The following is a 23,793-nucleotide window of genomic DNA, read 5'->3' as shown; positions in this document are numbered from 1 at the left end:
CGCGCCTTAGCCGGGCTACTTGACTGCAAATACCGTAGCCACGGTAAGCGTAGCGCCACCGTGGGATTTCCAGGCCGCAGATAACCGTAGCCACGGTAAGCGCAGCGCCACCGTGGGATGTTTATCAGGACTGGCCGACGTACAGATAGATCGCCAGGAAGTGACACACGCTGCCGCCGAGCACGAAGCCATGCCAGATAGCGTGGTTATAGGGAATGCGTTTGCAGACGTAGAAGATGACCCCGAGCGAGTACACCACCCCGCCGACCGCCAGCAGCGTCACACCGCCCACCGCCAGCTTTACCGCCAGCTGATAGACCACGATAAGCGACAGCCAGCCCATGGTCAGATAGGTCACCAGCGACAGGATTTTAAAGCGGTGCGCGATGGTCAGCTTAAACAGGATCCCCAGCAGCGCCAGACTCCAGATGACGATCATCAGCCCCTTCGCCAGCGGCGAGTTCAGCCCTACCAGCAAAAACGGCGTATAGGTCCCGGCGATTAACAAGTAGATGGCGCAGTGGTCGAACTTTTTCAGCCACTGTTTCGCCCGCTGATGCGGGATCGCGTGATAGAGCGTGGAGGCGAGAAACAGCATAATCATGCTGCCGCCGTACAGACTGTAGCTGGTGATCGCCGTCGCGCTGGCGTTAGTGTCCACCGCCTGCACCAGCAAGAGCACGAGGCCGACGATACCGAACACCAGCCCGATCCCGTGACTGATGCTGTTGGCAACTTCCTCTGCCAGAGAATATCCCTGAGTGATTAATGGTTTGCGCACCATATTTGACTCCGTGAAAACAAGAACGCTTTCATTGCCCACTTAGGGTAACTGAGAATGATTCCAGTGAACACCTGTTAGCTAAAATAAAACGATGTATATTTGTAAACACATTAAAATCATAAAGTTACATTTTTATTTCAACTCACAGCTGTTCATGATTATCTTAAAGTGTTTTGAATTCAATGACATAAAACTGGTTCTCGCCAGGATAGATGTCGCTGATGACCTGACGCAGCTGCCCGAGGGTCATATTCTCCTGTTGAGCATGCTGGTCGGTCAGCGTGTCGAGAGTCACCGTCGAGGTCGCGGTCACGGCGATGGTGCAAAAATAGCCGTTGTCTTCATAGCGCCCGACGCGCAGCACATCGCCGGGCTTAAAGTGCGACTCCGCCGCATCGCGAATGGTGATCGTTTTGCGCCCGGCGAGGATGTCCTCCTGAAAGCGCTGAAAAAAGGTAATGTCATTAGCCTGCATGATATAATTCCGTCCTGGTCATTATGAATTGTGAGTTCGCCACTGTGAGTATGTTCTCCCACGCCGCTGTCGCCAGTCTCAATAATCTTGAGATGATGGTCTACCACTACGTCATTAAGAATCGTGACAAAGTGATGTACATGACCATCCGCGAACTGGCCGAAGCCGCCGGCGTCTCCACCACCACCGTGTTGCGCTTCTGCCGCAAACTGCAGTGCGAGGGCTACTCTGAATTTCGCGTGCGCTTTAAATTATATCTTGAGCAGAACGAGCCTCAACAGGCAAATATCGGCGCCAGCGAAATCATGAGCTTTTTTAAAAGCGTTAATAATGACGAGTTCGATGAATTACTCGAGCAGGCCGTCGATATTATTCTCGCCTCCGAACGTATTATTTTCGTCGGCGCAGGCACCTCGGGCGCGCTGGCGAAATATGGCGCCCGCTTCTTCTCCAACGTCGGGAAATTTAGTAATCATATTGATGACCCCTATTTTCCGGTGACTAACGATATGGCCCGTAACGCGCTGGCGATCGTGCTTTCCGTCTCCGGCGAGACGGAAGAGATCCTGCGCTTCGCCAGCCAATTCAGCCTGCACCGCTGCAAGGTGATGTCCATTACCAGTCACGAACACTCGCGGCTGGCCAAACTGGCCGATTTCAATCTCTCCTGGCACGTGCCGCAGACGCGCATTGGCGGTGTCTACGATATTACGACGCAAATTCCAGTTATCTATATTCTCGAAACGCTCGGACGTAAATTAGCGCGCAAAATCAGCTAAAAATAACAGCCTGTTTTTTCGATGTAACATATTACGTTTGGCGTAATTTGTTATATCGTGACATTCAATTTCACTTTGCTAGACTCGAGAGCAATAGTTATTAGAGAGATTAGCCAGGATGAAAAAATTAACCCTTCCGAAAGATTTTTTATGGGGCGGCGCGGTTGCCGCGCATCAGGTTGAAGGCGGCTGGGATCAGGGCGGCAAAGGCCCGAGCATCTGCGACGTACTGACCGGCGGGGCGCACGGCGTGCCGCGTGAAATCACCCACCAGGTTGAAGCCGGCAAATATTACCCCAACCACGAAGCGGTGGATTTCTACGGCCGCTACAAAGAAGACATCAAACTGTTCGCCGAGATGGGCTTCAAATGCTTCCGTACCTCTATCGCCTGGACCCGCATCTTCCCGCAGGGCGACGAGACCCAGCCGAATGAGGAGGGGCTGAAGTTCTACGACGACATGTTCGACGAGCTGCTGAAGTACAACATCGAGCCGGTGATCACCCTCTCCCACTTCGAGATGCCCCTGCACCTGGTGCAGCAGTACGGCGGCTGGACCAACCGTAAAGTGGTCGATTTCTTTGTGCGCTTCGCCGAAGTGGTCTTCGAGCGCTATAAGCACAAAGTGAAATACTGGATGACCTTCAACGAGATCAATAACCAGCGTAACTGGCGCGCGCCGCTGTTCGGCTACTGCTGCTCCGGGGTGGTTTATACCGAGCATGACAACCCGGAAGAGACCATGTACCAGGTGCTGCACCATCAGTTCGTCGCCAGCGCGCTGGCGGTGAAAGCGGCGCGTGGTATTAACCCGGACATGCAGGTCGGCTGCATGCTGGCGATGGTCGCCCTCTACCCTTACTCCTGCAAACCGGAAGATGTGATGTTTGCTCAGGAGTCGATGCGCGAGCGCTACGTCTTTACCGACGTTCAGCTCCGCGGTTACTATCCGAGCTATGTGCTGAATGAGTGGGAGCGCCGCGGCTTCAACATCAAGATGGAAGATGGCGACGCGCAGATCCTGCGCGAAGGCACCTGCGCTTATCTTGGCTTTAGCTACTACATGACCAACGCGGTGAAAGCCGAAGGCGGCACCGGCGACGCCATTTCCGGCTTCGAAGGCAGCGTGCCGAATCCGCACGTCAAAGCCTCCGACTGGGGCTGGCAGATTGACCCGGTCGGTCTACGCTATTCCCTGTGTGAATTGTATGAGCGCTACCAGAAGCCGCTGTTTATCGTCGAGAACGGCTTTGGCGCCTACGACAAAGTCGAAGCCGACGGCAGCATCAACGATGACTACCGCATTGACTACCTGCGCGCCCACGTCGAAGAGATGATGAAAGCCGTCACCTACGACGGCGTCGATCTGATGGGCTATACCCCGTGGGGCTGCATCGACTGCGTCTCCTTCACCACCGGCCAGTACAGCAAACGCTACGGCTTCATCTACGTCAACAAACACGACGACGGCACCGGCGATATGTCCCGCTCGCGCAAGAAGAGCTTCAACTGGTACAAAGAGGTCATCGCCAGCAACGGTGAGAATCTGTAATTGACTGCCCTCTCCCGGCCGGGGGAGGGCAAATCGCTTATCCGCCAGACACTTCTTTACAGCTTTACCATTGCCAAAACGCGTTCGCCCGATAAGATAGGCCTCGTGAATATTTGAGGCGCTCATGATTAAGCGACAACGCAAAGCCATTCTTTTTGTCCTCCTGGCCTGTCTGGTGGTGCTGGTCTGCACCGCCCAGCGAATGGCCGGGATGCACGCGCTGGTCATGAACCTCGCTGCCGACAGCCCGTCGCTACAGCAAACCCAGGATAAGGCCGACGCGCCGGTCACGCCGTGCGAGCTCAGCGCCAAGTCGCTGATGGCCGTCCCGCCGATGCTGTTCGAAGGGGCGCTGTTGGCTATCACCCTGCTGCTGGCGGTGCTGGCGGCGATCCCGCCGCGTATCGAACGCCAGTGGCCTCCCCGCGTTATCTCCCCGCCCCGATTGCGGGTGCATCTGCGATTATGCGTCTTCCGTGAGTGAGTGATTTTCCTGACAGTTCAGGTTAATTCATCATTTATGGAGCAAATTTATGTCTATGTTATTCAGGCGACTACTGGTCTGCCTGCTTTGGCTATGGCTGCCCGTCAGCCAGGCCGCCGACAGCGGCTGGCTACGCGCCGCCGATAATCAACACGCCAGCGTGCGCCTGCGGGCGCAAACCGAGAGCAATGGCGATACCCGCCTGCTTTTAGACGTGGCGCTGGAAAAAGGCTGGAAAACCTACTGGCGCTCGCCAGGGGAAGGCGGCATCGCGCCGGCTATCGCCTGGGGCACGCCGCTGGCGGTTGACTGGCGCTGGCCGACGCCGCAGCGTTTCGACGTTGCGGGCATTTCCACTCAGGGGTATCACGGCGACGTCAGCTTCCCGATGACCCTGCGCGGGAAGATACCGCCGACGCTCAGCGGCGTACTGACATTATCCACCTGCAGCAATGTCTGCATTCTCACTGATTATCCCTTTTCGCTGGATATGACGGCCCCGCCAGGGGAGGGTTTTGCCTACGATTACACCCGTGCGATGGGCACGCTGCCGCTGCGCGATGGCCTGACTTCGCAGCTGAGCGCCAGCTACGTCAGCGGCAAACTGACGGTGACCGCCCGCCGTGATGCCGGCTGGCAGCAGCCAGCGCTGTTTATCGACGGCATGGAGGATGTCGATTTCGGCAAGCCGAGCTTTACCACCCGCGGCGATACGCTGACCGCCAGCGTGCCGATCACCGATAGCTGGGGCGAAGCGGCGCCGGATCTACGCGGTAAAACGTTGTCGCTGGTGCTGGCGGATAGCGGCCAGGCGCAGGAAAGCCAGCTCGCTATCAGCGCAGGCAGCGCCGCGCCGGGAGCGGCGTTAGGCTGGGTGCTGCTGATGGCGCTGGCCGGGGGGCTTATCCTCAATGTAATGCCCTGCGTCCTGCCGGTGCTGGCGATGAAGCTCGGCTCGCTGGTGCAAACCGAACATCGCGAACGCGGCGCGGTGCGCCGACAGTTCCTCGCCTCGGCGTGCGGGATCGTCGTCTCGTTCCTGGCGCTGGCGCTGATGATGACCGCGCTACGCCTGGGTAATCAGGCGCTCGGCTGGGGGATCCAGTTCCAGAACCCGTGGTTTATCGGCGCCATGGCGCTGGTGATGGTCCTGTTCAGCGCCAGTCTGCTGGGGCTGTTCGAAATCCGCCTCTCCTCCACCGCCAGCACCTTCCTCGCCACCCGAGGCGGCAACGGCTTAATGGGCCATTTCTGGCAGGGCGCCTTCGCCACTCTGCTGGCGACGCCCTGCACCGCGCCGTTCCTCGGCACCGCCGTGTCGGTGGCGCTGGTGGCGCCGCTGCCGCTGCTGTGGGGGATTTTCTTCGCCATGGGGGTCGGCATGAGCCTGCCGTGGCTGCTGATCGTCGCCTGGCCGGGGCTGGCGCAACGCCTTCCGCGCCCAGGCCGCTGGATGAATCATCTGCGGGTGGCGCTGGGGGTGATGATGCTTGGCTCGGCGCTATGGCTGGTCAGCCTGCTGACGATCCACATCGGCCGTACCCCGGTGCTTACCCTGCTGGTGATACTGACCGTAGCCCTGCTGCTGGCCACCGCCTGGCGCTACCGCTGGCGGACCGCGCTGCGCGCAGGGGCTCTGGCCATCGTGGTGGCCGGCGCCGTCGCCTTTGTCTCCCGGCCTGACGGCGAGGGCCCGCGCCGCGACCGGGTTAACTGGCAGCCGCTCAGCGAGCAGGCTATCGCCAGCGCCCTGGCGGAACATAAGCGGGTGTTTATTGATGTCACCGCCGACTGGTGCGTGACCTGTAAAGCCAATAAATACAACGTGCTGCTGCGCGATGACGTCCAGCAGGCGCTGTTAGCGCCGGACGTGGTCGCCCTGCGCGGCGACTGGAGCCGCCCCTCCGCCACGATTAGTCAGTTTTTAACCGACCGCGGCAGCGCCGCGGTGCCGTTTAACCAGATTTACGGACCGGGATTGCCGCAGGGAGAGATCCTGCCTGCGCTGTTAGATCGCGACCACCTCCTCGCCACCCTGTCCGCCGCCAAAGGAAACTAACATGAGAGCTATCACCGCCTTATTGCTGCTGTGCGTATCCGCCTTCAGCTTCGCCGCCCCGGCGGAAGAACCACCAGCAAACGGTAATGACCAGCTGGCGCAGCTGCTGTTTAACGATCCGAACAGCCCGCGCACCGGCGCCAAAGCGCCGAAGCTGACGATCGTCTCGTTTACCGATTACAACTGTCCTTACTGTAAACAGTTTGATCCGATGCTGGAAAAAATCGTCCACGATAACCCGGACATCCAGCTGATCGTGAAGCTGCTGCCGTTCAAGGGGCAAAGTTCGGTCAATGCCGCCAAAGCGGCGCTCTCTACCTGGCGCCAGCAGCCCGATAAGTTCTGGGCGCTGCATCAGCGGCTGATGGCGAAAAAAGGCTATCACGATGACGCCAGCATCGCCGCGGCGCAGAAGAAAACCGCCACCGACAGCGTCAGTCTTGATGACAAGACCATGGATTCGCTGAAGATGAACCTGATTTTGTCGCAGGTGCTGAATATTCAGGGCACGCCGGCGACCATCATCGGCGATCAGATGGTCGCCGGGGCGATCCCTGCTGACGAACTGGAGGGGCTGGTGAAAGAGCAGCTGGCGAAAGCCCGTGGCCAGTAAGCTCCGGCGCTGGCTGCGTGAGCTGGCGGTGTGGCTGTTGATTGGCGCGGCGGTAGGCCTGGCGGTGGATTATTTTCGCCAGCCCGCGCTGCCGCAAAACGTCAGCGCCACATCGCTGCACACCCTCGACGGCAGGGCGGTGGATCTGAACGCCATGAGCCAGCAAAAGCCGCTGCTGCTGTACGTCTGGGCCACCTGGTGCGGGGTCTGTCGCTACACCACGCCGTCGGTGGCATCGCTTGCCGCCGATGGCGGCAATGTGCTGACCGTGGCCCTGCGATCCGGTGATAACGCCGCGCTGGAGACGTGGCTTGCCAGAAAGAAACTGGCGCTGCCGACGGTGAATGACCCGAGCGGCCAGCTGGCGCGGCAGTGGGACATTCGGGTGACGCCAACGCTGGTGGTGATTTATCGAGGCGAGGTGAAGTCGGTCACCACCGGCTGGACCAGCGGCTGGGGAATGCGTCTACGGCTGTGGCTGGCCTCCTGGTAGGCCAGCCACTTTACCGGGCTTTATGCCGGGTGGCGGCTACGCCTTACCCGGCCTACCGTTCGCCTTACCCCCATGCCCGGCAAACGCAGCGCCGCCGGGCAATTGACATCAGCGGGTTATTTACCGCCCGCCAGTTCGAGGAAACTGCCCGTCACATAAGACGCTTTGTCGCTCAGCAGCCAGGCAATGGCCTGAGCGACCTCTTCCGGCTGACCGCCGCGCCGCATCGGCAGCGAATGCTTCACCCGATCCACGCGCCCCGGTTCGCCGCCGGAGGCGTGCATCTCGGTATAAATCAGCCCAGGGCGCACGCCATTTACCCGGATCCCCTGCGCCGCCACCTCCAGCGCCAGCCCGGTGGTCAGGGTATCCACCGCCCCTTTCGACGCGGCGTAATCTACATATTCTCCCGGCGAACCAAGGCGCGACGCCGCCGACGACACGTTAACTATCGCCCCGCCCTTGCCGCCATGCTGATGCGCCATGCGCTTGACCGCCTCGCGGCAGCAGAGGAAATAGCCGGTCACGTTGGTCGCCAGCACACGGTTAATGCGCTCGGCGCTCAGGCTCTCCACCGTACACTGGGTAAAGAGGATCCCGGCGTTGTTGACCAGCGCCGTCAGCGGCTCGCCCATGCGGTCAATCGCCTCAAACATCGCCATCACCTGCGCTTCATCACTGATATCCGCCCGCAGCGCCGTGGCTTTGCCGCCGGCGGCAACAATGGTATTCACCACCTCGGTGGCAGCGTTAATATTGTGATGATAATTGACCGCGACAGTATACCCTTCCTGCGCCAGCAGCAGCGCCGTCGCCCGGCCTATTCCGCGGCTCGCGCCGCTAATCAGTGCTATCCCCATGCTTCTCTCCCAAAAAGTAAAGGCGCCGCAGCGCCTTTAAAAGTATAGCTAATTCCGCATGTTACTGATATTCGCTCATCGGCACGCAGGAGCAGAACAGATTACGGTCGCCGTACACGTCGTCCAGGCGTTTCACCGTCGGCCAGTATTTGTTGTGCAGACCCGCCGGGAATACCGCCAGCTCGCGGCTGTACGGATGGTTCCATTCCCCAACGATCTCACCTTGGGTATGCGGCGCGTTCACCAGCGGGTTGTCTTCCAGCGGCCATTCACCGGCTTTGACGCGGTCGATCTCCGCGCGGATCGCCAGCATCGCGTCGATAAAGCGGTCCAGCTCCACCTTGCTTTCCGATTCCGTCGGCTCAACCATCAGCGTACCGGCAACCGGGAAGGACATGGTCGGCGCATGGAAGCCAAAGTCGATCAGGCGCTTGGCGATATCCAGCTCGCTAATGCCGGTCTCTTCTTTCAGCGGACGAATATCGAGAATACATTCGTGCGCCACGCGACCATCGCGACCGGTGTAGAGCACCGGGTAGGCGTCTTTCAGACGGGTAGCGATATAGTTGGCGTTAAGGATCGCGTTCTGGCTCGCCTGCTTCAGCCCTTCCGCGCCCATCATACGGATATACATCCAGCTGATCGGCAGGATGGACGCGCTGCCGAACGGCGCAGCGGAAACCGCGCCCTGACGGGTCAGCATCCCTTCAATCTGCACCACGCTGTGACCCGGCACGAACGGCGCCAGGTGCGCTTTCACGCCGATTGGGCCCATACCCGGGCCGCCGCCGCCGTGCGGAATGCAGAACGTTTTATGCAGGTTGAGGTGCGAAACGTCAGCGCCGATAAAGCCCGGAGAGGTGATCCCGACCTGGGCGTTCATGTTGGCGCCGTCAAGGTAAACCTGGCCGCCGAACTGGTGCACGATCTCGCACACTTCGCGAATGGTCTCTTCATATACGCCGTGGGTCGACGGATAGGTGACCATGATGCAGGAGAGATTCGCCCCCGCCTGCTCTGCTTTTTCACGCAGGTCGGCGAGATCGATGTTGCCGTTTTTGTCGCACGCGACCACCACCACCTGCATACCCGCCATCTGCGCGGAAGCCGGGTTGGTGCCGTGCGCGGAGCTTGGGATCAGGCAGATATCGCGATGGCCTTCGTTGCGGCTCTCGTGGTAGTGGCGAATCGCCAGCAGGCCAGCATATTCGCCCTGTGCGCCGGAGTTCGGCTGCATGCAGACGGCGTCATAGCCGGTCAGTTTCACCAGCCAGTCGGAGAGCTGAGCGATCATCTGATGATACCCTTCCGCCTGCTCTACCGGGCAGAACGGGTGCAGCTCAGCGAACTCCGGCCAGGTGATGGGGATCATCTCCGCCGCGGCGTTCAGCTTCATGGTGCAGGAGCCCAGCGGGATCATCGCCTGGTTCAGCGCCAGATCTTTACGCTCCAGGGCGTGCATGTAGCGCATCATCTCGGTCTCGCTATGGTAGCGGTTGAACACCGGATGGGTGAGGATCGCATCGTCGCGCAGCATCGCCGCCGGGATGGAGCGGCTGTCCAGCGCCACGTCTTTATCCAGGGTATCGATGTCCAGACCATGATCGTCGCCGACGATGGCGCGGAACAGGTTGAGCACGTCTTCGCGGGTGGTCGCTTCATCGAGCGTAATGCCCACCGCGCCGTGAATATCGCTGCGCAGGTTAATCTGCAGGGCTTCGGCACGCGCCAGCACCGCGGCTTTATCCGCCACTTCCACGCACAGGGTGTCGAAGTAGTGGGCATGACGCAGCTTCAGCCCTTTCTTCTGCAGGCCATCGGCCAGAATGTCGGTCAGGCGATGAATGCGGCCTGCGATACGTTTTAGACCCGCCGGGCCGTGGAATACCGCGTACAGGCTGGCGATGTTGGCCAGCAGCACCTGCGAGGTACAAATGTTGGAGTTCGCTTTCTCGCGGCGGATATGCTGTTCGCGAGTCTGCATCGCCATGCGCAGCGCGGTATTCCCCGCCGCATCTTTCGATACGCCGATAATCCGGCCCGGCATGGAGCGTTTGAATTCATCTTTCGCCGCGAAGAAGGCCGCGTGCGGGCCGCCATAGCCCATCGGCACGCCGAAGCGTTGGGCGGAGCCGAAGACGATATCCGCGCCCTGCTTGCCCGGCGCCGTCAGCAGCACCAGCGCCATAAAGTCGGCAGCGACGCTGACAATCACTTTGCGCGCTTTCAGCTCGGCGATCAGTTTGCTGTAATCGTGGATTTCGCCGGTGGTGCCCACCTGCTGCAGCAGCACGCCGAAGACATCCTGGTGATCGAGCACTTTGTCGGCGTCATCGACGATCACGTCGAAACCGAAGGTTTCCGCACGAGTGCGCACCACGTCCAGGGTTTGCGGATGGACATCGGCGGCGACGAAGAAACGGTTGGCGTTTTTCAGTTTGCTGACGCGTTTGGCCATCGCCATCGCTTCGGCGGCGGCGGTCGCTTCATCGAGCAGCGAAGCGGAAGCGATATCCAGCCCGGTGAGATCCAGCGTAACCTGCTGGAAGTTGAGCAGCGATTCCAGACGGCCCTGGGAGACTTCCGGCTGGTAAGGGGTATAGGCGGTATACCAGCCCGGATTTTCCAGCATGTTGCGCTGAATAACCGGCGGCAGCTGCACGGCGGTGTAGCCCATGCCGATGTAAGACTTGAAGCGCTTGTTGCGACCGGCGATCGCCTTCAGCTCTGCCAGCGCGGCGAATTCGGTTGTCGCGTCGCCCACCTGCGGTGGGGTCGCCAGCTGGATATCCTGCGGCACAATCTGGCCGATCAGGGCGTTAAGCGAATCCGCGCCGACGGTCTTCAGCATCTCTTGCTGCTGCTGAGCGTCCGGGCCAATGTGACGTTCGATAAAGGCGTCGCGGTTTTCAAGCTGACTTAAAGTCTGAGTCATGAGCGATGGTTCCTGAAACGTGCGGTGAATCGTGATTGTCTGACTGGTTTGCCCGGCAAACGCTGATGCTTACCGGGCCGGAATACGCAAAATCATTCGCGCGGCAGGAAGCCAACGCCCCTGCAGCGTGAAGGATGAAACGTATTTATTCGTCTTCTAACAGAGCTTCATAGGCGGTCGCATCCAGCAGCGCGGCAACCTGCGCTTCATCGCTGGCTTTGATTTTGAAGATCCAGCCGTCGGTGTACGGGTCGCTGTTGACCAGTTCCGGCGAGTCGTTCAGCTCTTCGTTAACGGCAACGATTTCACCGCTGATCGGGGCATAAATATCGGAAGCCGCCTTCACGGATTCGGCAACCGCGCAATCGGCGCCCGCTTCAACGGTGGCGCCCACTTCCGGCAGATCAACGAATACCATATCGCCCAGCAGCTCCTGCGCATGCTCGGTGATCCCGACGGTATAGGTGCCGTCCGCTTCTTTACGCAGCCACTCGTGTTCTTTGCTGTATTTCAGTTCTGCTGGTACGTTGCTCATCAATTCATCTCCAAAAAAGGGAAATCACACAATGGCTTTGCCATTGCGTACAAAACCAGGTTTAGTCACTTTTACCGGCATTTCACGGTTACGAATTTGCACCACCGCGGTGTCGCCAATCCCGGCCGGCACGCGAGCCAGCGCGATACTGTAGCCCAGGGTCGGCGAGAAGGTGCCGCTGGTGATAATGCCTTCTTTTTGAGTACCGTCGCTATCGGTAAAACGTACCGGCAGGCCGCCGCGCAGGACGCCTTTCTCGGTCATCACCAGGCCAACCAGCTGTTCGGTGCCCTTTTCACGCTGCATTTCCAGCGCTTCGCGACCGATAAAATTACGATCCGCCGGTTCCCAGGCAATAGTCCAGCCCATATTCGCCGCCAGCGGAGAGACGCCTTCGTCCATCTCCTGGCCATACAGGTTCATCCCGGCCTCCAGGCGCAGGGTATCGCGCGCGCCGAGACCGCACGGCTTAACGCCAGCGTCCAGCAGACCGAGCCAGAAATCCGCCGCCTGCTCGTTCGGCATGGCGATTTCATAACCCGCTTCGCCGGTATAGCCGGTGGTGGCGATAAACAGCTCGCCGGCCTGCACGCCGAAGAACGGCTTCATACCTTCCACGGCCTGACGCTGCGCGTCGGTGAACAGCGTCGCCGCCTTCGCTTTCGCCTGCGGACCCTGAACCGCGATCAGCGACAGATCGTCGCGAACGATGATTTCAAGGCCGTAAGGTTCAGCTTGTTCGGAAATCCAGGCGAGGTCTTTTTCGCGGGTGGCGGAGTTAACAACGAGGCGGAAATAATCTTCAGAGAGGAAATAGACAATCAGGTCGTCGATGACGCCGGCGGAGGCGGTCAGCATGCCGGTGTAGAGCGCTTTGCCCGGGGTGGTGAGCTTCGCCACGTCGTTGGCCAGCAAATAGCGCAAGAACTCTCTGGTCCGGCTGCCGTGGAAATCAACGATGGTCATATGCGACACATCGAACATGCCTGCGTCGCCGCGCACCGCATGGTGCTCATCAATCTGGGATCCGTAATGCAGCGGCATCATCCAGCCATGGAAATCCACCATGCGCGCGCCGCACAGCGTGTGTTGTTCATACAACGGAGTCTGTTGAGCCATCTTTTCCTCATCGAATAAAACGGAACCAGCCACGAGATTGTCGGCGATTTTTCGCCACGAAATGGGGCGTCGGCATCGCTGACGGACACCGACGCAAACGTTCTCTTTTGCCTGAACTTACCACCGAACCCGGCGCTAAACCATAAGCTCATTCAGGGCATCACATTAGCTTATGACTAAAATCCGCCGAAAAGCCTACAGAGTTATTGACTGGAAAAAAGCGATTTACGCCACATAAAATTAACAATACCGCGGCTCGAATTAGGTAATGATGGTGTTTTATGCGATTTTATAGCCCTAATTTCTTTAACAAAAAAAAGGACACATTAATAAAACTAATGCGAAAAAAGAGGTGAAATTAGAATATTTCAAATGAGGGGGAAAACCCGGCGCGCAGGCCGGGTGAAAGAAGTGTGACGCGGTTAACGTAACCAGGCAGGCAGATCGTTGAGGCCCATCGCCTGGCGAATCAGCTGCGGTTTCACGCCCGGCAGCGTATCGGCCAGTTTCAGCCCCATGTCGCGGAGGAACTTCTTCGCCGGATGGCTACCGGAAAACATGTCGCGGAAGCCCTGCATACCCGCCAGCATCAGCGCGGCGCTGTGCTTGCGGCTGCGCTCGTAGCGGCGCAGATAAAGATGCTGGCCGATATCTTTGCCCTGGGCGTGCAGACGCTTCAGTTCGTCGATAAGCTCGGCCGCATCCATAAAGCCGAGGTTGACGCCCTGCCCGGCCAGCGGGTGGATGGTATGCGCGGCATCGCCGACCAGCGCCAGGCGGTGGGCGGCGAACTGGCGGGCATAGCGGCCGGTCAGCGGGAAGACTTCACGTGCGCTTTCCAGCTGGCAGAGGCCAAGGCCATTATCGAAGGCGATATTTAACGCCTGGTTAAAGGTGGCTTCATCAGCCTCCTGCATTCGCTGCGCCTCCGCCGGCGACAGCGACCAGACGATCGAGCACAGGTGCGGATCGCAGAGCGGCAGGAAGGCGAGGATCCCGTCGCCATGAAATACCTGGCGCGCCACCGCCTGATGCGGCTCAGCGGTACGGATAGTCGCCACCAGCGCGTGATGATGGTAATCCCAGAAGGTCAGCGGAATATCGGCTTTATTGCGCAGCCATGAATTCGCCCCATCGGCGCCGATCACCAGACGCGCGGTGAGCATGCTGCCGTCCTGCAGGCTGAGAAAGGCCTCATTTTCGCCCCACGCCACCTGCTGCAGTTGCGCAGGCGCCAGCAGGGTGACGTCGGCGCAGCGCTGCGCCTTCTGCCACAGCGCATAATGCACCACGGCGTTTTCAATAATATGGCCCAGATGGCTGAAGCCCATGCTCTGGTCATCAAAGCTAATGCGGCCGAAGCTGTCTTTGTCCCACACTTCCATTCCGTGATAGCAGCTGGCGCGTCGGGCAACGATCTCGCGCCAGACGTCCAGCTTCGTCAGCAGCTTTTCGCTGGCGGCGTTTATTGCCGACACGCGCAGCGCCGGCGGCGCATCGGCAGCCAGCGGCTGTGGCTCCGCTTTCTCCAGCACCGCGACGCGCAGGCCGCTGCCCTGTAAACCGCAGGCTACCGCCAGCCCCACCATTCCACCGCCAACAATGGCAACATCAACACTTTGCACGTTCTACTCCTTAACGGGGAACCCAACCGAGGGTACGCTGCGCCAGCGCATCGCGCGCCGGGGTAAATAATTCCATGGCCATCAGACCGACATTGCGCCCCGCCACCAGCGGCGCCCAACGGTTGGCAAACAGATGCACCAGCCCATCGGTCACGCCGATGGTGGCGGCTTTATCCCCTGTTCTGCGCGCCTGATAGCGACACAGCAACGGATAATGGCCGACATCTTCGCCGCTGAGATGGGCGTCAGCGAGCAGCTCCGCCAGACTCATCACATCGCGCAGGCCGAGATTAAAGCCCTGCCCGGCAATCGGGTGCAGCGTCTGCGCCGCGTTACCGACCAGCGCCAGGCGGTGCGACACCGCGCGGCTTGCGGTGGTGAGGGCCAACGGATAGACGCTGCGCTTCCCGGCGTGGGTAATGCGCCCCAAACGCCAGCCGAACGCCTGCTGCAGCTCCTGACAAAAGCGTTCGTCAGACCAGCTCAGCACCTCGTCGCGGCGCGACTGCGGATGACACCACACCAGCGAGCAGCGCCCTTGCGACATCGGCAGCATTGCCAGCGGGCCATGCTCGGTAAAACGTTCGAAAGCGCGGCCTTCGTGGGGCAGCGCGGTGCTTACGTTGGCGATAATCGCCAGTTGCTCATAGGGCTGTTGTTGCCAGCTGATGCCGCAGCGGGCGCCCAGCGACGAACGCGAACCGTCCGCCGCCACCAGCAGCTTGCCGCTGATCGTTTCGCCCCCCTCAAGGGTAAGGCTGACGCTCTCCTGGCTGCGGCTGACCGCTGCCACCTTCGCCGGGCAATGCAGCGTCACGCCCGGCGCCTCGCGCAGCAGGCTAAACAGTCGCTGGCCGACATCGTGGAGTTCAACCACCTGACCCAGCGCCGGCAGGCGATAATCCGCCGCCGCCAGATTCACAAAACCGGCATGGCCGCGGTCGCTGACGTGTACCCGCTGGATAGCCGTCGCCCGCTCGGCGAGACGTTGCCAGACACCGATGCGCGCCAGCTGCTGGCAGGTGCCGGCGGCCAGGGCGATCGCCCGGTCGTCGAAGCCGGGATGGCGAGCCGACTGGGGATCCTGCGCCTCAATCAGATGGACCGGCAGCGCGCCGCCGGTCAAACGGGAGATGGCCAGGGCGAGCGTCGCCCCGGTCATTCCGCCGCCGACGATCAGCACGCTCATGACTGGCGCGCCGCCGCCATCAGCGCTTCGATCTCATCCGCCTTCTTCACCACGCCGGCGGTGAGATTTTCGTTGCCGTCTTCGGTAATGACGATGTCATCTTCAATACGGATGCCGATGCCGCGGTACTGCGCCGGCACGTCGGCGTCGGCGGCGATATACAGCCCCGGTTCGACGGTCAGCACCATCCCCGGCTCCAGGACGCGAGAACGGTCGGTGTCGTAGTGACCGACATCGTGTACATCCAGCCCCAGCCAGTGGCTCAGACCGTGCATAAAGTACGGGCGGTGGGCATTGTTGGCGATCAGCTCGTCAACCTCGCCTTTGAGGATCCCCAGCCGCACCAGGCCGGTGATCATAATGCGCACCACTTCCTGGTTCACCTGGCAGATTGAGGTGCCCGGGCGATAGAGTTCCAGCGCGGTCTCCAGCGATTCCAGCACGATATCGTAGATTTCGCGCTGCGGCTGGCTGAATTTGCCGTTCACCGGGAAGGTGCGGGTAATGTCGCCGGCATAGCCGCGATACTCGCAGCCGGCGTCAATCAGCACTAAATCGCCGTCGCGCAGTTCAGATTCGTTTTCGGTGTAGTGCAGAATGCAGCCGTTTTCGCCGCCGCCAACGATGGTGTTATAGGAGGGGAAGCGCGCGCCGTGGCGATTGAATTCATGGAGAATTTCGCCCTCCAGCTGATACTCGAACATGCCAGGGCGGCATTTTTCCATCGCCCGGGTATGGGCCAGGGCGCTGATCTCCCCGGCGCGGCGCATCACGGCCAGCTCTTCCGCGGATTTGAACAGGCGCATCTCATGCACAATGGGCCGCCAGTCGATCACCGAGTTCGGCGCCTGCAGGTTCTGCCGCGAGCCTTTGCGGAGTTTTTCGAGGGCGTTGAACACAATCTCATCGGCATAGGCATATTCGCCCTGGGCAAAATAGATAGCGTCCAGACCGTTGAGCAGCTGATACAGTTGCTGGTTGATTTCGCTGAACGCCAGCGCCCGGTCAACGCCCAGCTTCGCCGGCGCGGCCTCCTGGCCCAGACGGCGACCGAACCAGATCTCAGCGGTCAGATCGCGAACCCGGTTGAACAGCACGCTATGGTTGTGGGTTTCATCGCTTTTAATCAACACCAGCAGCGCTTCCGGTTCGTTGAAGCCGGTGAAGTACCAGAAATCGCTGTTCTGCCGGTAGGGATATTCCGAATCTGCACTGCGCACCGCTTCCGGTGCGGCGAAAATCAGCGCCGCGCTGCCTGGCTGCATCTGCGCCAACAGCGCCTGGCGACGCGAGAGAAATTCCTGCTGAGTCATGACGCCCCCTGAACGAATTTTAGTTAGTGTAATGTCGGTTTGCGGACTTCCGGTGCGGTTGGCTGCTGACGCGCAAAGGTGTCGTGGCACAGCAGTGCGGCAACGCGGACATACTCGATAATCTCCTCCAGAGACATCTCCAGCTCTTCCTGATCTTCGTCTTCATCGTAGCCCAGTTGGGCAATATTACGCAGATCGTCAATCGCTTCCCCGGTTTCGTCTTTCACTTTATCCAGCTTCGGCTGGCTAACGCCAAGGCCGAGAAGGAAGTGGTTGACCCAGCCGGCGAGGGCGTCGGCGCGGTCAAAGACGCTCACCGCATCGCCTTCCGGCAGATACAGTTGAAAGAGGAAGCCATCGTCATCCAGTGAGTCGCTGATGGCGGAATGCATGTTACGCAGCGCCTGGGCCAGCTCATGGCCGAAGGCGAGACCTTCGTTGGTCAGGTCGTGCACCAGCGGCTGCCAGCTGCTGTCCGTGTTGCCGCCGCACAGTAATCCGCTGATCAAACCGTGCATCTCGGCCGGGGTAAGCCCTACCCCTTGTTGGTTCAGTAACTGGTCTACATCGTTGTAACCAGGCATTTCGTTCTGTATAGACATGCGCATTCGTCATCGTTGGGAGGAATATTCATGGTATGCTACCACTTTGGACCCTGGTGAACCAGAATAGGGCTTGTATCTTCGCACCAGGGTAGCTATAGTGTCGCCCCTTCGCAGACCCGGGTCAGGGTGTGAAGGCAGCGCAGTCAATCAGCAGGAAGGTGGCATGTCTGCACAACCCGTAGATCTCCAAATTTTCGGCCGTTCACTGCGAGTGAATTGCCCGCCTGAACAAAGGGATGCCCTGAATCAGGCAGCTGAAGACCTTAATCAGCGGTTGCAAGATTTAAAAGAACGCACTAGAGTCACAAATACTGAGCAGCTGGTCTTCATCGCCGCGTTGAACATCAGCTATGAGTTGACTCAGGAAAAAGCGAAGACCCGCGACTACGCTTCCAGTATGGAGCAGCGCATTCGCATGCTTCAGCAGACCATCGAGCAAGCATTGCTTGAGCAAGGTCGCATAAGCGAAAGACCAGGGTCGAAGTTTGAATAACACTTTGCAGTTAACTGTGTTAGAGTAACTCCAGGAACAAAATTTCTCTGAGATGTTTGCAAGCGGGCCAGTCCCCTGAGCCGATATTTCATACCACAAGAATGTGGCGCTCCACGGTTGGTGAGCATGCTCGGTCCGTCCGAGAAGCCTTAAAACTGTGACGACACATTCACCTTGAACCAAGGGTTCAAGGGTTACAGCCTGCGGCGGCATCTCGGAGATTCCCTTCCTTACCTCGCATTATTTCCCCACGCCTGTTTTCGGCTGATGCCGCACTGTATTACACTGTTTTCTATTGTTTCGCCTGCTCGCCATGAGACCTGCATGACTCTACAGCCCGATACCCTGCTCTCCCGCCAGCACATTCGCCAGCAGATCCGCGAGCGTCGACGCGCGCTCAGCCCTGAGCAACAGCGGCAGTTTGCCCTGCAGGCCGCAGAGCGGATGATGGCCTGGCCGCCGGTGGTTCTCGCCCACACCGTGGCGCTGTTTCTCTCCTTTGACGGCGAGCTGGACACCCAACCGCTGATCGACCAGCTCTGGCGGGCCGGTAAGCGAGTCTATCTCCCGGTGCTGCATCCGTTTAGCCCCGGTAACCTGCTGTTTTTACATTACCATCCGCAGAGCGAACTGATAGTGAATCGCCTGAAGATCCGCGAACCGAAGCTCGACGTGCGCGACGTGCTGCCGCTCGCTGAACTCGATGTGCTGGTCACCCCGCTGGTGGCCTTCGATGCCGGCGGCCAACGGCTGGGGATGGGTGGCGGTTTTTACGACCGGACGCTGCAAAACTGGCAGCAGTATCGCCTGCAGCCGGTGGGCTACGCGCACGACTGCCAGCAGGTGGACACCCTGCCGAGCGAAGAGTGGGATATCCCGCTGCCGGCGGTGATCACCCCGGGCAAAACCTGGTGTTGGTAGGTACGCGGGGACGAGAAATTCAGCCTGGAAAGTATTAACAAAAAAACGGGCAGGTACGCGACCTGCCCGAGAGGCAAAAATGGTTAGAACAGCAGACGGGCGCGGATAGTTCCCGGGATCGCTTTCATTGCCTGCAGCGCCTGCTGGGCAACGTCTTCTTCCGCTTCGATATCAATAACCACGTAGCCCATCTCCGGCGACGTTTGCAGATACTGGGCGGCAATGTTGATGCTCTGCGCGGCGAAGATCTGGTTGATGGCGGTCAGGACGCCCGGCCGGTTCTCATGGATGTGCAGCAGACGGCGTCCGCCGTGCAGCGGCAGAGAAACTTCCGGGAAGTTAACCGCCGACAGGGTTGACCCGTTGTCAGAGTATTTCGCCAGCTTGCCGGCCACTTCCAGACCGATGTTCTCCTGCGCTTCCTGAGTGGAGCCACCGATATGCGGAGTGAGGATCACGTTATCAAATTCGCACAGCGGCGAAGTGAAGGGGTCGCTGTTGGTCGCGGGTTCGGTCGGGAAGACGTCGATTGCCGCCCCGGCCAGATGCTTACTCGCCAGCGCATCGCATAGCGCCGGAATATCCACCACGGTACCGCGGGAGGCGTTGATCAGCAGCGCGCCCGGCTTCATCAGCGCCAGCTCTTCCGCGCCCATCATATTTTTGGTGGAGGCGTTTTCCGGCACGTGCAGGCTGACCACGTCGCTCATGTTCAGCAGGTCGGAGAGATGCTGTACCTGAGTGGCGTTGCCGAGCGGCAGTTTGTTTTCAATATCATAGAAGAAGACATGCATCCCCAGCGATTCCGCCAGAATGCCGAGCTGGGTGCCGATGTGGCCGTAACCGATAATCCCCAGTTTCTTGCCGCGCGCTTCAAAGCTCCCCACCGCCAGCTTATTCCATACGCCGCGATGCGCCTTGGCGTTGGCTTCCGGCACGCCGCGCAGCAGCAGCAGCAGCTCACCGATCACCAGCTCGGCCACCGAACGGGTATTGGAGAATGGCGCGTTAAACACCGGAATACCGCGCTTCGCGGCGGCGTTCAGATCCACCTGGTTGGTACCGATGCAGAAGCAGCCGACGGCAACCAGTTTTTCCGCCGCGGCGAAAATCTCTTCAGTCAGATGGGTACGGGAACGCAGGCCGATGAAATGGGCATCACGGATCGACGCTTTCAGCTGTTCGGAATCCAGCGCGCCTTTATGAAATTCAATGTTGGTGTAACCTGCCGCGCGAAGGCTATCGATTGCCTTTTGATGCACACCTTCAACCAGCAGAAATTTAATCTTGTCTTTTTCCAGTGATACCTTAGCCATTTCCCCGTCCTGTTTTGTCTTAACTGATGTCGTGCTGAACGAAAGTTCGTCTCAGCAACATATCAAAAAAAACTATCGCGGCAATATGAACGTTTGCGTCGCCGTCCTGAAGAAATGTCATTCAGAAGGAAATGGCAGGACAAAACACCAGAAAGATAATGAACGGTAGCGCGTTAATCAGAATGGTTGCACAAATGTGACAGAAGTCACTAAATTGCACCAGGTGAAAAAATATTTGCGAGGGAGCCGGTTGGCTCCCTGCGGACAGACTATTTTACGATGGTTTTCACACCGTCAGCGGTGCCGATCAGCGCCACGTCGGCGCCGCGATTGGCGAACAGCCCTACGGTCACGACGCCAGGAATGCCGTTAATCGCGTTTTCCAGCGCGATAGCATCGAGAATTTCCAGGCCGTGCACGTCAAGGATCACGTTGCCGTTATCGGTCACCACGCCCTGACGGTATTCCGGACGACCGCCCAGCTTGACCAGCTGGCGTGCAACGGCGCTGCGCGCCATCGGAATGACTTCAACCGGCAGCGGGAATTTGCCCAGAATATCGACCTGCTTGGAGGCATCGGCGATGCAGATAAATTTATCGGCCACCGAAGCGATGATCTTCTCACGGGTCAGCGCCGCGCCGCCGCCTTTGATCATCTGCATGTGACCGTTGATCTCATCCGCGCCGTCAACGTAGATCCCCAGGCGATCGACGCTGTTGAGATCGAAGACGGTGATCCCGAGGCTTTTCAGCTTCTCGGTGGAGGCATCGGAGCTGGAGACCGCCCCTTCGATCTGCCCTTTCATGGTGCCCAGCGCGTCAATAAAATGGGCCGCCGTCGAGCCGGTGCCAACGCCCACAATGGTCCCTGGCTGTACGTATTGCAGCGCTGCCCAACCTACCGCTTTTTTCAGTTCATCCTGCGTCATAATCATGGTCCGAGATGTGAATGCCTGTGGCGCATTATAGAACATCGACAGTGGAAATGTCCCTGCGATGCAGATCACACAACAGAGCAGACCAATTTCGTCTGTATCAAATAAAAATTTATGTCATAGTGCGAGATAACGATTAGTTATGGGGGCACGCCAGAATAATGAAACGACCGGACTACAGGACACTACAAGCGCTGGACGCGGTGATTAGAGAACGAGGATTTGAGCGCGCCGCGCAGAAGCTATGTATTACCCAGTCCGCCGTCTCACAGCGAATTAAGCAGCTGGAAAATATGTTCGGCCAGCCGCTGCTGGTACGTACCGTGCCGCCGCGCCCAACCGAGCAAGGACAAAAATTGCTGGCTCTGTTGCGCCAGGTTGAACTGCTGGAAGAGGAGTGGCTGGGCGACGAGCAGACTGGCTCCACGCCGCTGTTGCTGTCGCTGGCGGTGAACGCCGACAGTCTGGCGACCTGGCTGCTGCCGGCGCTGGCTAATGTGCTGTCGGACTCCCCTATTCGTCTCAACCTGCAGGTGGAAGATGAAACCCGCACCCAGGAGCGCCTGCGCCGTGGCGAAGTGGTCGGCGCGGTAAGTATCCAGCCGCAGGCGCTGCCAAGCTGCCTGGTGGATCAGCTCGGCGCGCTCGATTACCTGTTTGTCGCCTCAAAAGAGTTTGCGCAACGCTACTTCCCGAACGGCGTAACGCGTTCGGCGCTGCTGAAAGCCCCGGTCGTCGCCTTCGACCATCTGGACGATATGCATCAGGCCTTTCTGCAGCAAAACTTCGACCTGCCGCCGGGCAGCGTCCCCTGCCATATCGTCAACTCGTCGGAAGCCTTCGTCCAGCTGGCGCGCCAGGGCACTACCTGCTGTATGATCCCGCATCTGCAGATCGAAAAAGAGCTCAACAGCGGCGAGCTTATCGATCTCACTCCCGGCCTGTTTCAGCGCCGTATGCTCTACTGGCACCGCTTTGCCCCGGAAAGCCGTATGATGCGGCGGGTGACCGATGCGCTCATCGACTACGGTCACAAGGTGCTGCGTCAGGATTAAACTGCGGGCATAAAAAAAGCCACTTCGCTGAAGTGGCTTTTTTGTTTCTCTCGCTTACTGGGCCGGTTTCGGCGCTTCAGCCGGTTTCGCCGGTGCCGCGGCCTGCGCCGGCTGCAGTTCAAACACGACGTCGACCTGGTCGTCAAACTGGATAGTCGCCTGCTCGTAGGTTTCCTGGGCGGAAACCGGCGCAGCGTCAGCGGCCTTCATCATGCGAACCATCGGGCTCGGCTGATAATTAGAGACATGGTAGCGCACGCTGTACACCGGCCCCAGCTTGCTGTGGAAACCTGCGGCCAGCTCCTGCGCCTGGTGCACGGCGTCGTCGATCGCCGCTTTACGCGCTTTATCTTTGTAGGCGTCCGGTTGCGCAACGCCCAGCGAGACGGAGCGAATTTCGTTCAGACCGGCTTTCAGGGCGCCATCCAGCAGACCGTTGAGTTTATCCAGCTGGCGCAAGGTCACTTCGACGGTGCGCACCGCGCGATAGCCTTTCAGAATGCTTTTCCCGTTCTGATAGTCGTAATCAGGTTGGGTACGCAGATTCGCCGAGTTGATGTCTTTTTTCGCAATGCCGCTCTTTTCGAGGAAAGAGAGGTATTGCGCAACGCGATCGTCAGCCTGTTTTTTTGCCGATGCGGCATCTTTTGCCGCCACGTTCACTTCGATCGCCAGGGTAGCGATATCCGGAACCGCAGCAACGCTTGCTGTGCCTGAAGTCACAATGTGCGGACCGTCCGGCAATTCGCTTGCCTGTGCCGCCATCGTGCTAAATCCGAGTGTTGCCGCCAGGGCTAAGACTTTTAACTTCACTGTCGTTTCTCCATGTTACTTAAATCGCCCTTACGGGACGCATGCCAGCAAGCTTAGCGCGTACAGCAGGAAAGTCCATCGGACAACGCTTAGTTGAGCAACGCCTGGATATGGACGACGCCCTCTTTTGCCAGCTGAAACGCAATAAACCACATGACGGCGCCGACCACAATGTTGATGATCCGCTGGGCTCTGGCGGTACGCAGCCGCGGCGCCAGCCAGGCGGCCAACAGCGCCAGACCAAAGAACCACAGGAAAGAGGCGCTAATGGTTCCCAGCGCAAACCAGCGCTTCGGCTCCATCGCCAGCTGGCCTCCCAGGCTGCCCAGCACCACAAACGTATCCAGATAAACGTGCGGATTCAGCCAGGTGACCGCCAGCATAGTGATAATGATTTTCCAGCGCCCCTGCTGCATCGCCTCGGCGCTGGCGAGCTCAAGATTCGGACTGAACGCCGTCTTCAGCGCGCCAAAGCCGTACCACAGTAAAAAGGCCACGCCGCCCCAGGTCACGAGCGCCAGTAGCCAGGGGGACTGCATCAGCAGCGCGCTGCCGCCAAAAATGCCGGCGCAGATCAGCAGCAAGTCGCTGACGGCGCACAGCAAGGCAATCATCAGGTGATACTGACGACGGATGCCCTGGTTCATCACGAAAGCATTTTGTGGGCCAAGCGGCAAAATCATTGCCGCTCCCAGGGCAAGGCCCTGAAAGTAATAGGTAAACATGAGGATTTTTCCGCTGTCTTCGAGAGTGGCGCTGACTATAACGCGAATAAATTATTAGCGGAAATTGAAAGTATTAATCATTAATAAGCGAAGCTAATAATGAGCCATTAAAAAA

At 59.1% G+C, this 23,793-nt stretch carries 23 protein-coding genes and 1 other RNA gene; 10 read left to right on the top strand and 14 right to left on the bottom strand.

The genetic code is table 11. The features are described from left to right. Positions 1-124: 124 nt before the first annotated feature. Both trhA and yqfB read right to left on the bottom strand, forming a co-directional pair. Positions 125-784 carry a PAQR family membrane homeostasis protein TrhA gene (gene trhA, locus L2I46_RS04860; RefSeq protein WP_008806429.1) on the bottom strand — a complete coding sequence of 220 codons (660 nt, stop codon included), beginning with the start codon at positions 782-784 and terminating at the stop codon, positions 125-127. Positions 785-947: 163 nt separating this feature from the next. Beyond that, positions 948-1,259: a N(4)-acetylcytidine aminohydrolase gene (gene yqfB, locus L2I46_RS04855; protein WP_087848598.1), complete on the bottom strand. Its 312-nt coding sequence runs from the start codon at positions 1,257-1,259 to the stop codon at positions 948-950. A 50-nt stretch (positions 1,260-1,309) separates the two neighbouring features. Here yqfB and L2I46_RS04850 point away from each other — a divergent pair, with 50 nt between their 5' ends. The 6 genes from L2I46_RS04850 to L2I46_RS04825 all read left to right on the top strand — a co-directional run bounded on the left by L2I46_RS04850 (position 1,310) and on the right by L2I46_RS04825 (position 7,239). Further along, a complete protein-coding gene (locus L2I46_RS04850) occupies positions 1,310-2,038 on the top strand; it encodes a MurR/RpiR family transcriptional regulator (RefSeq protein ID WP_032454033.1) in 729 nt (242 codons plus the stop codon). 118 nt (positions 2,039-2,156) lie between these two features. Continuing rightward, entirely contained in the window at positions 2,157-3,590 is a 1,434-nt protein-coding gene (gene bglA, locus L2I46_RS04845) for a 6-phospho-beta-glucosidase BglA (RefSeq protein WP_023290972.1), read from the top strand. Between the two features lie 124 nt (positions 3,591-3,714). Then, the gene (locus L2I46_RS04840) at positions 3,715-4,074 is read left to right on the top strand and encodes a hypothetical protein (RefSeq protein ID WP_023290973.1); all 360 of its coding nucleotides are present in this window, start codon (positions 3,715-3,717) and stop codon (positions 4,072-4,074) included. A gap of 49 nt (positions 4,075-4,123) precedes the next feature. Continuing rightward, on the top strand, positions 4,124-6,133 hold the full coding sequence (locus tag L2I46_RS04835) for a protein-disulfide reductase DsbD family protein (RefSeq protein WP_236947581.1): 2,010 nt from the start codon (positions 4,124-4,126) through the stop codon (positions 6,131-6,133). A 1-nt stretch (position 6,134) separates the two neighbouring features. Continuing rightward, entirely contained in the window at positions 6,135-6,746 is a 612-nt protein-coding gene (locus L2I46_RS04830; protein ID WP_023290975.1) for a DsbA family protein, read from the top strand. Beyond that, positions 6,736-7,239 carry a protein disulfide oxidoreductase gene (locus L2I46_RS04825; protein ID WP_032454037.1) on the top strand — a complete coding sequence of 168 codons (504 nt, stop codon included), beginning with the start codon at positions 6,736-6,738 and terminating at the stop codon, positions 7,237-7,239. Before L2I46_RS04830 ends, L2I46_RS04825 begins: the two co-directional genes overlap by 11 nt. Before the next feature lie 116 nt (positions 7,240-7,355). Here the strand turns inward: L2I46_RS04825 and L2I46_RS04820 are convergent, their stop codons facing one another. From L2I46_RS04820 to L2I46_RS04785, 8 genes are all read right to left on the bottom strand, one after another. After that, positions 7,356-8,099, bottom strand: a complete 744-nt coding sequence (locus L2I46_RS04820) for an SDR family oxidoreductase (RefSeq protein ID WP_023290977.1) — start codon at positions 8,097-8,099, stop codon at positions 7,356-7,358. Between the two features lie 61 nt (positions 8,100-8,160). After that, positions 8,161-11,034: an aminomethyl-transferring glycine dehydrogenase gene (gene gcvP, locus L2I46_RS04815; protein ID WP_023290978.1), complete on the bottom strand. Its 2,874-nt coding sequence runs from the start codon at positions 11,032-11,034 to the stop codon at positions 8,161-8,163. 145 nt (positions 11,035-11,179) lie between these two features. Next, on the bottom strand, positions 11,180-11,569 hold the full coding sequence (gcvH, locus tag L2I46_RS04810) for a glycine cleavage system protein GcvH (RefSeq protein WP_023290979.1): 390 nt from the start codon (positions 11,567-11,569) through the stop codon (positions 11,180-11,182). A 24-nt stretch (positions 11,570-11,593) separates the two neighbouring features. Next, entirely contained in the window at positions 11,594-12,688 is a 1,095-nt protein-coding gene (gcvT, locus tag L2I46_RS04805) for a glycine cleavage system aminomethyltransferase GcvT (RefSeq protein ID WP_032454039.1), read from the bottom strand. A 422-nt stretch (positions 12,689-13,110) separates the two neighbouring features. Then, positions 13,111-14,313 (bottom strand): FAD-dependent 2-octaprenylphenol hydroxylase, encoded by a 1,203-nt coding sequence (ubiI, locus tag L2I46_RS04800; RefSeq protein ID WP_032454040.1) that lies wholly within the window; start codon positions 14,311-14,313, stop codon positions 13,111-13,113. Between the two features lie 10 nt (positions 14,314-14,323). Beyond that, on the bottom strand, positions 14,324-15,502 hold the full coding sequence (gene ubiH, locus L2I46_RS04795) for a 2-octaprenyl-6-methoxyphenyl hydroxylase (protein WP_023290982.1): 1,179 nt from the start codon (positions 15,500-15,502) through the stop codon (positions 14,324-14,326). Further along, positions 15,499-16,815, bottom strand: coding sequence for a Xaa-Pro aminopeptidase (pepP, locus tag L2I46_RS04790; protein ID WP_004205299.1), 1,317 nt, complete (start codon positions 16,813-16,815; stop codon positions 15,499-15,501). Before pepP ends, ubiH begins: the two co-directional genes overlap by 4 nt. Positions 16,816-16,838: 23 nt before the next feature. After that, a complete protein-coding gene (locus L2I46_RS04785; protein ID WP_002916486.1) occupies positions 16,839-17,417 on the bottom strand; it encodes a YecA/YgfB family protein in 579 nt (192 codons plus the stop codon). Positions 17,418-17,583: 166 nt separating this feature from the next. Between L2I46_RS04785 and zapA the strand changes: the two genes are divergently transcribed. The 3 genes from zapA (at position 17,584) to L2I46_RS04770 (ending at position 18,834) form a co-directional block, all read left to right on the top strand. Continuing rightward, positions 17,584-17,913: a cell division protein ZapA gene (zapA, locus tag L2I46_RS04780; RefSeq protein ID WP_004205298.1), complete on the top strand. Its 330-nt coding sequence runs from the start codon at positions 17,584-17,586 to the stop codon at positions 17,911-17,913. A 41-nt stretch (positions 17,914-17,954) separates the two neighbouring features. Beyond that, a non-coding RNA gene (gene ssrS, locus L2I46_RS04775) (6S RNA) lies at positions 17,955-18,138 on the top strand. Positions 18,139-18,237: 99 nt separating this feature from the next. Then, positions 18,238-18,834 (top strand): 5-formyltetrahydrofolate cyclo-ligase, encoded by a 597-nt coding sequence (locus L2I46_RS04770; protein WP_072413555.1) that lies wholly within the window; start codon positions 18,238-18,240, stop codon positions 18,832-18,834. A gap of 83 nt (positions 18,835-18,917) precedes the next feature. Here the strand turns inward: L2I46_RS04770 and serA are convergent, their stop codons facing one another. After that, entirely contained in the window at positions 18,918-20,150 is a 1,233-nt protein-coding gene (serA, locus tag L2I46_RS04765) for a phosphoglycerate dehydrogenase (RefSeq protein WP_236947580.1), read from the bottom strand. Positions 20,151-20,419: 269 nt separating this feature from the next. Next, entirely contained in the window at positions 20,420-21,079 is a 660-nt protein-coding gene (rpiA, locus tag L2I46_RS04760; protein WP_002916495.1) for a ribose-5-phosphate isomerase RpiA, read from the bottom strand. 167 nt (positions 21,080-21,246) lie between these two features. Here rpiA and argP point away from each other — a divergent pair, with 167 nt between their 5' ends. After that, complete coding sequence (gene argP / locus L2I46_RS04755) at positions 21,247-22,140, top strand: DNA-binding transcriptional regulator ArgP (protein WP_002916497.1); 894 nt, start codon at positions 21,247-21,249, stop codon at positions 22,138-22,140. A 54-nt stretch (positions 22,141-22,194) separates the two neighbouring features. On the opposite strand, the gene L2I46_RS04750 is transcribed toward argP, so the two are convergent. Further along, positions 22,195-22,953, bottom strand: coding sequence for an oxidative stress defense protein (locus tag L2I46_RS04750; protein ID WP_023290983.1), 759 nt, complete (start codon positions 22,951-22,953; stop codon positions 22,195-22,197). Positions 22,954-23,042: 89 nt separating this feature from the next. Then, entirely contained in the window at positions 23,043-23,678 is a 636-nt protein-coding gene (gene argO, locus L2I46_RS04745) for an arginine exporter ArgO (protein WP_048335266.1), read from the bottom strand. Positions 23,679-23,793 lie beyond the last annotated feature (115 nt).

This window comes from Klebsiella sp. 2019SCSN059, from assembly GCF_021739525.1.
Taxonomy (GTDB): Bacteria; Pseudomonadota; Gammaproteobacteria; order Enterobacterales; family Enterobacteriaceae; genus Klebsiella; species Klebsiella quasipneumoniae.
The sequence above is the reverse complement of the archived record's forward strand: the minus strand, read 5'-3'. Positions and strand labels throughout refer to the sequence as shown.

Coding starts and splice junctions, on each gene's coding strand:
- trhA (WP_008806429.1), bottom strand. CDS start 784: ATGGTGCGCAAACCATTAATCACTCAGGGATATTCTCTGGCAGAGGAA.
- yqfB (WP_087848598.1), bottom strand. CDS start 1,259: ATGCAGGCTAATGACATTACCTTTTTTCAGCGCTTTCAGGAGGACATC.
- L2I46_RS04850 (WP_032454033.1), top strand. CDS start 1,310: ATGTTCTCCCACGCCGCTGTCGCCAGTCTCAATAATCTTGAGATGATG.
- bglA (WP_023290972.1), top strand. CDS start 2,157: ATGAAAAAATTAACCCTTCCGAAAGATTTTTTATGGGGCGGCGCGGTT.
- L2I46_RS04840 (WP_023290973.1), top strand. CDS start 3,715: ATGATTAAGCGACAACGCAAAGCCATTCTTTTTGTCCTCCTGGCCTGT.
- L2I46_RS04835 (WP_236947581.1), top strand. CDS start 4,124: ATGTCTATGTTATTCAGGCGACTACTGGTCTGCCTGCTTTGGCTATGG.
- L2I46_RS04830 (WP_023290975.1), top strand. CDS start 6,135: ATGAGAGCTATCACCGCCTTATTGCTGCTGTGCGTATCCGCCTTCAGC.
- L2I46_RS04820 (WP_023290977.1), bottom strand. CDS start 8,099: ATGGGGATAGCACTGATTAGCGGCGCGAGCCGCGGAATAGGCCGGGCG.
- gcvP (WP_023290978.1), bottom strand. CDS start 11,034: ATGACTCAGACTTTAAGTCAGCTTGAAAACCGCGACGCCTTTATCGAA.
- gcvH (WP_023290979.1), bottom strand. CDS start 11,569: ATGAGCAACGTACCAGCAGAACTGAAATACAGCAAAGAACACGAGTGG.
- gcvT (WP_032454039.1), bottom strand. CDS start 12,688: ATGGCTCAACAGACTCCGTTGTATGAACAACACACGCTGTGCGGCGCG.
- ubiH (WP_023290982.1), bottom strand. CDS start 15,502: ATGAGCGTGCTGATCGTCGGCGGCGGAATGACCGGGGCGACGCTCGCC.
- pepP (WP_004205299.1), bottom strand. CDS start 16,815: ATGACTCAGCAGGAATTTCTCTCGCGTCGCCAGGCGCTGTTGGCGCAG.
- L2I46_RS04785 (WP_002916486.1), bottom strand. CDS start 17,417: ATGTCTATACAGAACGAAATGCCTGGTTACAACGATGTAGACCAGTTA.
- zapA (WP_004205298.1), top strand. CDS start 17,584: ATGTCTGCACAACCCGTAGATCTCCAAATTTTCGGCCGTTCACTGCGA.
- L2I46_RS04770 (WP_072413555.1), top strand. CDS start 18,238: ATGACTCTACAGCCCGATACCCTGCTCTCCCGCCAGCACATTCGCCAG.
- serA (WP_236947580.1), bottom strand. CDS start 20,150: ATGGCTAAGGTATCACTGGAAAAAGACAAGATTAAATTTCTGCTGGTT.
- rpiA (WP_002916495.1), bottom strand. CDS start 21,079: ATGACGCAGGATGAACTGAAAAAAGCGGTAGGTTGGGCAGCGCTGCAA.
- argP (WP_002916497.1), top strand. CDS start 21,247: ATGAAACGACCGGACTACAGGACACTACAAGCGCTGGACGCGGTGATT.
- argO (WP_048335266.1), bottom strand. CDS start 23,678: ATGTTTACCTATTACTTTCAGGGCCTTGCCCTGGGAGCGGCAATGATT.